The 12,617-nt window shown below is 67.7% G+C and carries 5 protein-coding genes and 1 pseudogene; 3 read left to right on the top strand and 3 right to left on the bottom strand.

Annotation, left to right across the window (positions count from 1 at the left end; all coding sequences use genetic code 11):
* Positions 1 to 85: 85 nt before the first annotated feature.
* Positions 86 to 5,584, top strand: coding sequence for an alpha/beta fold hydrolase (locus tag IEJ02_RS46780; RefSeq protein WP_223865570.1), 5,499 nt, complete (start codon positions 86 to 88; stop codon positions 5,582 to 5,584).
* Positions 5,585 to 5,593: 9 nt separating this feature from the next.
* Here the strand turns inward: IEJ02_RS46780 and IEJ02_RS46775 are convergent, their stop codons facing one another.
* The 3 genes from IEJ02_RS46775 to IEJ02_RS46765 all read right to left on the bottom strand — a co-directional run bounded on the left by IEJ02_RS46775 (position 5,594) and on the right by IEJ02_RS46765 (position 9,624).
* Positions 5,594 to 7,459: a helix-turn-helix domain-containing protein gene (locus tag IEJ02_RS46775; RefSeq protein WP_191070347.1), complete on the bottom strand. Its 1,866-nt coding sequence runs from the start codon at positions 7,457 to 7,459 to the stop codon at positions 5,594 to 5,596.
* 671 nt (positions 7,460 to 8,130) lie between these two features.
* A complete protein-coding gene (locus IEJ02_RS46770; protein WP_191070346.1) occupies positions 8,131 to 9,339 on the bottom strand; it encodes a cytochrome P450 in 1,209 nt (402 codons plus the stop codon).
* Between the two features lie 45 nt (positions 9,340 to 9,384).
* Positions 9,385 to 9,624, bottom strand: coding sequence for a ferredoxin (locus tag IEJ02_RS46765; protein WP_137980431.1), 240 nt, complete (start codon positions 9,622 to 9,624; stop codon positions 9,385 to 9,387).
* A 667-nt stretch (positions 9,625 to 10,291) separates the two neighbouring features.
* Between IEJ02_RS46765 and IEJ02_RS46760 the strand changes: the two genes are divergently transcribed.
* Together IEJ02_RS46760 and IEJ02_RS46755 are read left to right on the top strand one after the other, a co-directional pair.
* Positions 10,292 to 11,044, top strand: a complete 753-nt coding sequence (locus IEJ02_RS46760) for a thioesterase II family protein (protein WP_275562996.1) — start codon at positions 10,292 to 10,294, stop codon at positions 11,042 to 11,044.
* Between the two features lie 297 nt (positions 11,045 to 11,341).
* Positions 11,342 to 12,617: pseudogene (locus IEJ02_RS46755) on the top strand (acyl carrier protein); the annotation flags it as partial.

Raw genomic sequence — 12,617 nt, 5'->3', positions numbered from 1 at the left:
CAAGACACCCGCCGCCCTCGCCGCCACCGCCACCCGGACCGCCGAGGCCCCGGCCGTGGAGGACAACGGAGTGGGCACACTGCCCATGACCCCGATCATGCACTGGCTGCACGAGCGCGAAGGGGCGACCGCCGGTTATCACCAGTCGGTGCTGCTGGAAGTGCCACCGACGCTGACACTCGACCGGCTGATCGCATCAGTACAGGCCGTGATCGACCACCATGACGCACTGCGACTGCGACTGCGGATCGTCGGCGGGGACGGTGACGGCCGCCCCGGCGGCGGTGGCGCCGACGCCTGGCAGCTGGACATCACACCGCCCGGCTCCGTCGCGGCAGCGGATCTGGTACGCCGAACCGCGGCGATCGCAGGTGGCGACGAGAATCTGCGGGCGGCGGTGGCCGCCGAAAGCGCGGCGGGTCAGGCCCGACTGGACCCGCACTCCGGCACCGTGCTGCAGGTCGTCTGGCTGGACGCGGGGGACCGACGCCCCGGCCGGCTGCTCCTGCTGGCCCACCACCTGGTGATGGACGGAGTGTCCTGGCGGGTGCTGCTGCCCGACCTCATCGCCGCGTACGAGGCGGTCGAGGCCGCCCGGCCGCCCGCACTCCAGCCCGTCGGCACCTCCTTCCGCCGATGGTCGCGACTGCTCACCGACCAGGCCGTCGACCCCGCCCGGGAAGACGAGCTGGACATGTGGACCCGTATGACCAGGGACCCTGGGCTCACCGTGGCCACCGACACGCTCGACCCCGCCCGTGACGACGTACGCAGCCTGCGTTCGCTCACCGTCGTCCTCGACCCGGCACGCACCGAACCCCTCCTCACGACCGTACCCGCCGCGTACCACGCGGGGGTCGATGACGTCCTCCTCACGGCCCTGGTCCTGGCCGCGGCCCACTGCTACGGCACCGACGAAGCCACCGCCCTGCTGGTCAACGTCGAGGGACACGGCCGGGAGGACATCGCCGACGCCCTCGATCTGACCCGCACCATCGGCTGGTTCACCAGCATGTATCCGGTACGCCTCGACGCCGGTGCCGTCGACTGGACCGAGGTGGCAACCGGCGCCGCCAGCCTGAGCGGTGCCCTCAAACGCGTGAAGGAACAGCTCCGCGTCCCGGACCACGGCATCGGCTACGGCCTGCTGCGCTACCTCAACCCCCGCACCGGGCCCCAGCTCGCGGCGCTGAACACGCCGCGCATCGGCTTCAACTACCTCGGCCGGTACACCGGCAGTGGCTCCGCCACCTGGCCCTACGCCAAGGAGAGCACGGCCCTCGGCGGCGGCTCCGACCCGGATCTCGCCCTCACCCACTGCCTCGACATCAACGCACTCACCGAGGACACCGCCGACGGGCCGCGCCTCACGGCGACCTGGGCCTGGGCCCGCCACCTGATGACGGAAGCGGAGGTCAGCCGGTTCGCAGAGGCATGGCGTACGGCCGTGGACGGACTGATCGCCCACCTCAGGCATCCCACATCCGGTGGCCGCACACCCTCCGACGTGCCGCTGGTCCCGCTCGACCAAACCGAGATCGAACACGTCGAGGCACTGGTCCCGGAGGCCACCGACATCCTGCCGCTGACCCCGTTGCAGGAGGGGTTGCTGTTCCACGCGGTCTATGACGATGGCGCGCCGGATGTGTACATGGTGCAGCTGGTCTTCGATCTCGAGGGTTCGGTGGATGTGGTGCGGTTGCGGGGGGCCGCGGAGGGGTTGTTGCGGCGGTATCCGCATGTGGGTGCGGGGTTTGTGCATGAGGGTGTGTCGGTGCCGGTTCAGGTGGTGCCTGGTGGGGTGCGGGTGCCGTGGCAGGAGGAGGATCTGCGGGGTCTGGGGGAGGCGGAGGCGCGGGGAGTTTTCGAGCGGTGGCTGGCGGAGGACCGTGTCGAGCGTTTTGATCTGGCGCGGCCGCCGTTGCTGCGGTTCGCGCTGTTCCGGCTGGGGGAGGACCGTTTCCGGTTGGTGATGACGAATCACCACATCCTGCTGGACGGCTGGTCCACTCCGCTGCTGGTGCGGGATCTGTTCGCCTTGTACGAGCATCCGGGCGGGGAGAGCGCACTGCCCAGGCCGACGCCGTACCGCGACTACCTCGCGTGGTACGGATCGCGGGATCGGGGTGCGGCGGTTGCGGCGTGGTGTGGGGTGTTGGCGGGGGTGGAGGAGGCGTCGGTGTTGGGGCCGGTGGTGTCCGGTGGTGGTGGGGTGGTGCCGGGTGAGGTGTGGTGTGAGGTTCCGGAGGGGTTGACGGGGCGGTTGGTGGAGCGTGGCCGGGAGTTGGGGCTGACGTTGAACACGTTGGTGCAGGGGGCGTGGGGTGTGGTGTTGGGTCGGTTGTTGGGGCGTGAGGATGTGGTGTTCGGGGCGACGGTGGCGGTGCGGCCGGTGGAGTTGGTGGGTGCGGAGTCGTTGGTGGGGTTGTGTATCAATACGGTGCCGGTGCGGGTTAGGGCGGTGGCTGGGGTGTCGGTGTCGGGGTTGTTGTCGGGGTTGCAGGAGACGCAGGCGCGGTTGTCGGAGCATCAGTTCGCGGGGTTGCCGGAGATCCAGGCGGCGGCGGGTGCGGGGGCCCGGTTCGACACGGTGGTGATTTTCGAGAACTATCCGGTAGCGCCCGGCGCGGCTTCGGGGGCTCTGGGAGACAGCGGTGTGACCGTGCGGGGCAGCGGGGGCCGGGATGCGACGCATTACACGTTGGCGTTGACGGTGATTCCTGGTGAGCGGCTTCAGGTGCGGTGGGGATACCGGCCTGATGTGTTCGACCGGGATGCGGTGGAGGTGATCGCGGCTCGTTTCGTGCGGGTGCTGGAGGCGATTGCTGCTGATCCGGGGCGTGTGGTGGGACGGATCGATGTGCTCAGCGGGGACGAGCGGGGGCAACTGGAGCGCTGGGGTGGGGATGTGTCCGGTGGGGTGGGTGAAGGCGTTGCTGATGTGCTGCCGGGGTTGTTTGAGGGGTGGGTGCGGCGTGATCGGGGTGCGGTGGCGGTGGTGTGTGGGGGGTGTGAGGTGTCGTATGGGGAGGTGAATGAGCGGGCGAATCGTCTGGCGCGGGTGTTGGTGGGGTTGGGTGTGGGGCCGGAGTCGCGGGTGGGGTTGGTGGTGTCGCGGTCGGTGGAGATGGTGGTGGCGTTGCTGGCGGTGGTGAAGGCGGGTGGGGCGTATGTGCCGATCGATCCGCGTTATCCCGCGAATCGGATCGCCTTCATGCTGGACGATGCTCAGCCGGAGGTGGTGCTTGCCATCAGCCAGACAGCCGACCGGGTACCGACAGGGGTCGGTCTACGGTTGCTGGTATTGGACGCCGAGGACACCCGGCAGCTCCTGACTCAGGCATCTGGCACTGACCTGACGGATGCCGATCGCGTGAGTCCGGTTGATGCGCGGCATCCGGCGTATGTCATCTATACCTCGGGGTCGACAGGAGCTCCGAAGGGTGTGGTGGTGTCCCGGGCTGCTGTTGAGGGGTTCTTGGCTGCGGTGGGGGAGCGGGTGGGGTTGGGGGTTGGGGATCGGTTGTTGGCGGTGACGACGGTCTCGTTCGATATTGCGGCGTTGGAGGTGTTTTTGCCGTTGGTGTGTGGGGCGGGNTGGGGGGTTGGGGATCGGTTGTTGGCGGTGACGACGGTCTCGTTCGATATTGCGGCGTTGGAGGTGTTTTTGCCGTTGGTGTGTGGGGCGGGTGTGGTGGTGGCGTCGGATGCCGAGGTGGGTGATCCGGTGGTGTTGTCGGGGTTGGTCAAGCGGTGGGAGGTGTCGGTGATGCAGGCTACGCCGACGCTGTGGCAGGCCGTTGTTTCGCAGGTCCCGGAGATGCTGCGGGGTCTGCGGGTGCTGGCTGGTGGTGAGGCGTTGCCGGCTGGGCTGGCTCGGCGGTTGGGTGAGTTGGGTTCGCAGGTGGTCAATCTGTACGGTCCGACCGAGTGCACCATCTGGTCCACCACCGCTACGCTCGACTCCGCCGTCCAGGGTGTCCCGCCGTTGGGCCGTCCGTTGTGCAACACCTCGGTGTATGTGCTGGATGGTGGTTTGGGGTGGGTGCCTCCGGGTGTGGTGGGTGAGTTGTACATAGCCGGTGCCGGGTTGGCGCGGGGGTATGCGGGGCGTGGCGGGCTGACGGCGGAACGGTTTGTGGCGTGCCCGTGGGCCGGGCCTGGGGGGCGGATGTACCGGACTGGGGATCTGGTGCGGTGGCGGGTGGACGGGCGGTTGGAGTTCGTGGGCCGGGTGGATGATCAGGTCAAGGTGCGGGGTTTCCGTATCGAGTTGGGTGAGGTGGAGGCGGCGCTGGCGTCGCATCCGCAGGTGGTGCGTGCGGCGGTCGTGGTCCGTGAGGACCGGCCCGGTGATCGGCGGCTGACCGGTTATGCCGTACCGGCGGCTGGGTCCCGTCTGGTGGGTGCGGAGTTGCGTGAGTTCCTGGCGGGTGTGCTGCCGGAGCACATGGTGCCGTCGGCCGTTGTCGTGTTGGAGCAGTTGCCGCTGACGGCGAATGGGAAGCTGGACCGCAAGGCGCTGCCCGCCCCCGACTACACCCCCGCCCCCGGGCGTACACCGGCCACCCCCACGGAAGAGGCGTTGTGCGGGTTGTTCGCCCAGGTGCTGGGTCTGCCCCACGTCCCCGCCGACGCCGACTTCTTCGCGTTGGGCGGCCATTCCCTGCTCGCCATGCGCCTCATGGGCCGGTTGCGCGCCGAGACCGGTGCCCGTCTGGGCATGCAGGCCCTGTTCCAGGCCCCCTCCCCGGCTCGGCTCGCTCGCCTCCTGGACGACGGGGAAAGCTCACACGACTTCGACGCCATCCTGGCCATCAGGTCCGAGCCGGACACACCCAAGCTGTTCTGTGCGCATCCGGCGAGTGGCATCGGTTGGGCCTACCAGGCGCTGGCCGGACACGCGGTCGGCAGCTTCTCCCTCTACGCCCTTCAGGCCCGTGGCCTCGATGTGTCGCGGGAGGCGGCGGCGAGCATCGAGGAGATGGCGGACGACTACGTGGCCACGATGAGGTCGATCCAGCCCTCGGGGCCGTACAACCTCCTGGGCTGGTCCTTCGGCGGAATGGTGGCGCACGCCATGGCCGCGCGCCTCGAGGCCATGGGGGAACGGGTCGATCGGCTGTTCCTCCTGGACGCGTATCCCCTCGAGCGGCAGAGCGCCGAACCGCTCTGGTGCCCGTCCCGCAGGGAAGTGGTCGAGGACCTGCTGAGGGTCGCCCGTAACCAGTACGACCCGGTGGCGGACGACGGGCTGTGGCGGCCACCTCCCCTCGGGACCGAGGTCAGCGAAGAGCACGTGGATGGCATCTACCGGGCCTACCAGACGAACCTCGACATGATGGCGCGCCACACCCCTCCCGTCCTCAAAGGCGACATCGTCCTCGTGCGCGCGGCGATACCGGAGAGCGACGCGAGGACGGGCGACCCCCTGGATTGGCGACCGTACGTGGAAGGGGACATCAGGATCGTCGACATCGACTGCACCCACTCCGAGATGCTCGACACCGCGGCGGCGAACGAGATCGGCACCGTCGTCGCTCGCGATGTCAGAGCCCTTGGAGCACGGGGAGCACAGGAGTGAAGGCGCAGGTCACGCCGCGCGCAGTCGGCGGGAGGGAGACCGTACCAGGTGGTCGGGCAGGACCCGGGCGACCCCCAGGGCATGCATGGCCAGCACGAGGTCATGCGTGTGCCCCGGGGTCCCCAGAAGACGGCAGTTGAGCAGGCTCTCGGCCGCGCGGAGGTGGTTGCGGACCGTCTTCAGATGGACGCCGACCTTCTGTGCGGTCTGCTCCACGTTGCCGCCGCAGGCCACCCACGCCGCCAGCGTCCGCCGTAGCTCTCTGCGGTCCGCGTCGAGACGTCCGAGATAGATCCGGGCCCATTCCTGGGCGCCGTCGTCCGCCAGTAGATCGCCGAGGTTCCGCTCATCGGACACCGCGTTCGCCGTATGGGCCGTATGGGCCGTATGGGGAGGTAAGGCCCGGAGCTCCAGCGCGAGGCTGAGCACGGCCCGGTCGGGCAGGCAGGTGAGATCCAGGGCGAGGAGCTCGCTGACCTTCGCGATGCGCGCCGCCACCGTGTTGCGATGGGAGCCGGTGGCCTTCGCCACATCGAGACGGGAGAACCGCAACGACAGATCGATCGTTCGCAGCATGCTCTCCCGTACGGCGGGGGCGAGCGCGTCGAGCGGGCGGAGGAAGGCCTCTGCCCACGCCTGGCCGGCGCCCGGGTCGAGGAAGAAGGACAGACCGGGTTCCTCCCGGGCCGCCATCACCAGCTTCTCCTGGCTGTTCCCCGCCATGGTGAGGGCTCGGTGTGCCTCCCGGTGTGCCTCCTCGAGGCTCGCCAGCGGCTTGGGATGGCTGGCGCCCATCCGGAGCCCTGGAACGTCGGCCACCAGGTCGTGCAGCCGCTGGGCGACACTCGTCCCGCGATCCTCACCGGACGAGGGCGGCCACTCGGGCGTGACGACGAAGAGCTGATCGGAACGGAAGGGCGAGCGGACGACCAGGGCCTGCTGCCGCAGTGCGTTCTCCAGCTTGGAGGCCGTGGCGTTCAGCTCCCCCTCGCCGCAGGTGATGAGGTGCACCCGAACCTGATCGGCGGAGAACAGCCCGGGGTACAGCGACTGGCCGATCTCCTGGGCGAGTTGGGTGAGGCCGTTCAGCGCCAGATGGAGCACCGCGGCCCGCATCGAGCTCATGGTCTGCTGCAGCCGGTACTGGTCGCTGTCCATCTCCTCCGCGCGGATCAGCAGGCTCAGCAGCACGGTGGAGCGCGCGATGATCTTCTCGGTGGACTCGTTGAAGTCCTGGTCGCGCACCACGATGAGAACCATGTGGGGTGGGTGATAGCCGATCGAGTAGAGCCGCACGCTGTGCTTCCCATGGTTGATGGACGCGGCTCCCACTTCCCCGCCCACGATGCGTGCCACCATGGCGGCCGGCGGCTCCACCAGCGGGCCCCCCGCGCTCAGTTCGGACGTCAGCACGGCCTTGTGCGGATCGACCAGGCGCACCGCCCCCTCCACCGCCTTGGCCAGCCGGTCGAGCAGGGTCTGCAGCCTGTGGTGCCGCTGCCTCCCCGGCCGCCGTATCTGGTCCAGCATCTCCTCCAGCTGCTGAGCGCGGTCCTCGTACTCCCGCAGCCGCTCACGGCTGACGACCTGCGCCACCTCCGATCCGCACAGCTCCTCGCTGCCGACGAGCAGGGGCACACCGTGTTTCCTGGCATTCACCAATACGGCTTCGGGCACGTCCTGCGGAGTGGTGCGCATGATCGCAAGGCCCGCCGCACCACTGCGCGCCAGGATGCGGATCCGGTGCTCGGCGGCGGCGGGATCCGTCAGCCACGGCTGATCAGGCGCCACGATGACCAGCAGATCGCGCAGCCCGGTGTCCAGGAGCCGAATGTTCCTCTCCGACTCCGGGTCGGACAGCCAGACACCCAGCACCGTACGGGCCTGGAAGGAGTTGCGGTCGACAGCATCAAGGAAATGCAGCCCTAAGGCCGGTTTTTCGCACAGTGAACCCAAACTTGGCACTGATGCCCCCGTGACGAAGATGTTCAATGGTCCATGAAAGGTGCTGCGCCGCAGCGAGAAGTGATGCGCCGCAGCAGTGGTGGCGAGAGCGCACACGCATGATGAGGCGCGCGGCGGACGTCGCGCTGAAGGCGCTGCTCAGGTCGGAGAGTGCCCGGACGCCGACCCTGACGGACAGATGGACGGCGGCATGGCCGACATGATGCCGAAAGCCGCACTGGCGCACTTCCGTAAGGACCGCCCGACAGCCACTGGTCCCTGGCTGTGGCGGAAAAGGGCCGCCTTCATCTCTGGTGAGACTTCATTACTGGCACTGCACACCGCAGCAACCTCCCCGTTAACGCAGCCCCGACAATCATTCTGCCGTCCCGCGCCGCCTCGGCGCCGTCTCAAGATCCGAGTGGCACTGTCCTGCCACCGGCCAGGTATGCCCGTGGATGCGTGGATGATCAGGGATCGGTGCTCCCGCGGCGGCACGGTGACACGGCGCCACGGCGACCTGGCGGCATGCAGAAGGCGCCCCGGTCGCGCCCGCGGACGGGCCCTCGTCGGGGCGCCTGTTCAGGCTCCTCGTGGGTCGGTCACCAGGTCACGGGCAGCGAGGTGAGCCCTCCCGTCAGCACGTTGTTCCTGGACACCAGCTCGTCGATCGGCACCGCGAGTCGCAGCCCGGGAAGGCGGGCGAACAGCGTCTGATAGAGCACGTCCAGCATGACCCGGACCAGCGGGGCGCCAATGCAGTAGTGCAGGCCGTAAGCGAGCGTCATATGCGGGTTCTCGTTTCGCGTGATGTCGAAACGCTCCGGCTCCCGGAAGACACGGGGGTCACGGTTGGCCGTCTGCGGGCTGAGCGCGATCAGATCCCCCTCGGAGATCCGCGTCCCCTTGTACTCGAAATCGGTCCGGGCGTACCTGGTGATGCAGGCGTCCGAGGCCGGTGCGAACCGCAGGATCTCTTCCACGGCACGGGGAGCCAGGCCGGGATCCGCCTCCAATAGCGCCCGCTGATCCGGATTCCGCAGGAACAGCAGGGTGCCGTAGTCGGTGAACGACACACTGGTCTCGAAACCGGCGATGATCAGCGTCGATACGTACGTCTGAATGGCGTCGTCCGGCGGGAACCCCGTCTCCTGCTGCTTGAGGACCAGGTCGGTGATGACGTCGTCGGCCGGTTCGGTGCGTTTGAGCTCGATGAACTTAGCGATGTACTCACGCATTTCCAGCATGGCGGTGACGGCGATCTGCTGGTCGCTGGTGTGGAAGGTGCCTTGCGACCAGGTGCCGAGCTGCTCACGGTCGGCGAAGGGGATGCCCAGCAGTTCGCTGATGACAAACACCGGAAGCCGCTTCGCTATCTCCTGGTGGAAATCGGCCGGCCGCGGAAGCTCCTGGAATCGGCTCAGCAGCTCGTCCACGGTCCGCTGGATCCGTGGCCGCAGGGAACGCATCCGCTGGGCACTGAACGACGGAATCAGCACCTGCCGGGCCTTGGTGTGGTCGACGACCTCGGTCTCGTACTCGCCCCGCGGACCGCCGAGAATGACCGCCGCGCTGTAGCGGGGTGCGTTCGGTGGATCGAAATGCGAGCGTCCCAAACGCGCGTCGGAGATGAGCTTCTTCACATCCTCATGCCGAGTGACCAGCCACGCCGGATCGCCGACAGGGGTGAGGACCTTGACGATGGGATCGTTCTCCCGCAGCTCGGCGAACCGGGGCGGCAGTTCCATCAGGCCGGACTGGTCGAAGGGCAGGCGCGGAATGCTCTCATCGGTGCTCTCGGCGGCAGACATGCGATGGTCTCCTATTCGGCACGGGCTCTCTTGACGCGGGCCTGTCTACGGTTGCTCGATGACGTGGATGCATTGCCCCGGGCACTCGTAGGCCGCCGTATCGACTGCGTCCTGGTCCTCATCGGGGACATCCGCCTGACATGTCTCGCCGCCCGGCTGGTCCAGCAGCCGGCCGTTCTGGCGCACATAGGCGAGACTGTCGTCCGCGATCGAGAACACGCGCGGCGCGGTTTCCTCGCACTGTCTGCTGTTGAGGCATCTGCTCTGGTCGATCCACACCTTCATGGCGCTTCTTTCCTGCTCAATGCCGCTCGATCTCCCAGTACGTCCAGTGCGTCCGGCACGCCCAGTGCGTCCAGTGCTCCAGCGCTCTCCATTGCAGCAGGGTCGTTTGCAGCAGACGGGTCGTTGATGCCCTGGATGGCCGCTTTACCAAAGAGAGAAGGTCGGTCCATGACAGCCCCGTAGTGGTACGCGGGCGCGCCGTTCACTCAACGGGCCCCTCCATGCTGCCGTGTGTCCGGCTGTCGCAACGCATGCACAAGCCAAATGGCACTCTCCTGCCATCGCCCGTGGGGTGTCATAGCCGGGAAAATCGCTGAATCCGGCCCATCCGGGCCCCTGTCCGGGCCCTTATCCGGACCCCCGGGAGGGCGCCTGGGAAGGGGGCCCGGACCCCTCGCCGCGCCGGCAACGGCACCGTGTCCGCACGGCCGTGTCGGCTGGTCACGACCGTCCGTGCCGCACACACCTGTGCATCCGTGCCATGGCCACCAGTTGGCCTGTGCAGAGATGACCCTTTCTCTGGTTGGCGGATGGCTTGTAGCGTCGAAAAAGTTTTTGGGCGGAGGCTGTGAAGCGGGGGAGGGTCCGTTCATCCGAGCCCTTTCGGCTACTGGCATCGGGTACCACCGTGCGGTCGCCGGAACCGGTCATTGAAGGGATGGGGCACGTGGGTGCAGCCGAGGTACGCCCTGGGCGTTGGCTTCGCCGCTTTCGGAGAGGCGAGTCTCCGCAAGACATCCGACTGATCTGTTTTCCGCATGCGGGTGGCGCCGCCACCTTCTTCTTTCCCTTCGCAAGAGGGCTGAACGTATCGGCGGAAGTCCTGGCCGTTCAGTATCCGGGCAGGCAGGACCGCCACCGGGACGCGTGCATAGACAGCGTCGAGGAAATGGCCGACCTCATCTTCGAGGATGTGCGGACTCTCGACGATCGTCCGCTGGTCTTCTTCGGGCACAGTATGGGCGCGGTGCTGGCATTCGAGGTGACGCGACGCCTCGAAGAGAAGGACGGGATCAGCCCGCGACGGCTGTTCGCATCGGCCCGCCCGGCTCCCTCACGGCGCCGAGACGAGAAGCTGCGGACGGACGACGCCCAGCTCATAGCGGACCTCAAGGCGCTGAACGGTCCGAACTCCGGGATCTTCGCCGATGAGGATGCCCTTCGCGTCATCCTGCCCGCCATCCGCAGCGACTACAAGGCGATCGAAGGCTATGCGGTTTCTCCGGACACCAGGGTCACATGCCCTATCTCCACCGTTATCGGTGTCTCCGATGAGCGAGTGACCTCTGATGAGGCGGAGGACTGGGGAAAGCACACCACCGGCGATTTCGAGCTGATGGTCTTCCCAGGCGGCCACTTCTACCTCACTGAGCAACTGCCCGATGTCGCCCGTTTCGTCGCCGAGCGCATCACTCAGTGAACGAATTCGGTGCATCGGGCACCTGATTGAGACCAGAGGCCAGTTGATCCGGCCCTTTTAGCGCGACCCCTTGAGAACCTGTTGGCCGGTTTCCGGCCGGACGGCTGGCGGACTGCTGTCCACATCTGACATGGCGTAATTCCATTGGCGTTGGAAGGGTTTGCTGTGCGGGATAGGCGAGTACTCACGGATGCTGAGCTGCGCGATCGACTCTCTGATGCGTCCGAAAAGCGGCAGTTCGAGATCGTGCTCGCCCTGGTACGTGAAGAGATCGCTCAGATACTCGGCTCACGCAGCCCAGAAGACATCGCCGAGCAGGCTTCCTTCCGCTCTCTCGGCGTCTACCGGGAGAAGCGTCAGCAGCTGATCAGCAACCTTACCGAGCGTTCAGGGGTTCGCCTCCCGTCGACGGCTCTGTTCGACTATCCGAACCCGGCCGCGCTGGCGCGCTATGTGAGGTCTCGGATCGTGGGCGACGTCGCTGACGCTTCCCCCGCCTCGGCCGGCGTGCCGGGGGACGACGACCGGCGCGATGCCGACGACCCGATCGCCATCGTGGGTCTGGCCTGCCGCTACCCCGGCGGGGTGAGCTCCCCCGATGAGCTGTGGGACGTGGTGGCGAACGGCCGGAACACCATCTCGGACTTCCCCACCGACCGCGGTTGGGACCTGGAGAACATGTTCGACCCGGACCCGGCGCATGCGGGCACCTCGTATGTGCGGAAGGGCGGGTTCCTCCACGATGCCGCCGACTTCGACGCGGAGTTCTTCGGAATGTCGCCGCGCGAGGCGCTGGCGGTGGATCCGCAGCAGCGGTTGCTGCTGGAGACGTCATGGGAAGCGATCGAGGCTGCGGGGATCAACCCCCTTGAACTGCGCGGTACCCCGACCGGGGTCTACTTCGGCGTCATTTACAACGACTACGCCTCGCGCCTGAACACCTTCCCCGGCGAACTCGAGGGGTACCTGCTCAACGGCAGCCGGCAGAGTGTGGCCTCCGGCCGCGTGGCGTATGTGCTCGGCCTTGAGGGTCCGGCGGTCTCGATGGACACCGCGTGTTCGTCGTCGTTGGTGGCCCTGCACCAGGCCAGTGCGGCGCTGCGCCGTGGTGAGTGCTCGATGGCCCTGGCCGGGGGCGTGGCGGTGATGTCGGCCCCGGGTCTCTTCCTGGAGTTCTCCCGGCAGCGCGGCATGGCGGTGGACGGGGTGTGCAAGGCGTTCGCGGACGCGGCGGACGGGACCGGATTCAGCGAGGGCGTGGGTGTGCTGCTGCTGGAGCGATTGTCGGATGCCCGGGCGCGTNCATCGGGTATTGGCGGTGGTGCGTGGTTCGGCGGTGAATCAGGATGGGGCGTCGAATGGGTTGACGGCGCCGAATGGTCCGTCGCAGGAGCGGGTGATCCGGCAGGCGCTGGTTAACGCGCGGCTGACGACGGCGGATGTGGATGCCGTCGAGGGCCATGGGACGGGTACGACGCTCGGTGATCCGATCGAGGCCCAGGCGCTGCTGGCCACCTATGGGCAGGGCCGGGAGGACGGCCGACCGTTGTGGCTGGGGTCGTTGAAGTCGAAC

Origin of the sequence: Streptomyces sp. 5-10, from assembly GCF_014712245.1 — a bacterium.
GTDB classification, from domain to species: Bacteria; Actinomycetota; Actinomycetes; order Streptomycetales; family Streptomycetaceae; genus Streptomyces; species Streptomyces violaceusniger.
The sequence above is the reverse complement of the archived record's forward strand: the minus strand, read 5'-3'. Positions and strand labels throughout refer to the sequence as shown.

Excerpts from the sequence above, each read along its gene's own strand:
- IEJ02_RS46770 (WP_191070346.1), bottom strand. The coding sequence starts at position 9,339 with ATGTCTGCCGCCGAGAGCACCGATGAGAGCATTCCGCGCCTGCCCTTC.
- IEJ02_RS46765 (WP_137980431.1), bottom strand. The coding sequence starts at position 9,624 with ATGAAGGTGTGGATCGACCAGAGCAGATGCCTCAACAGCAGACAGTGC.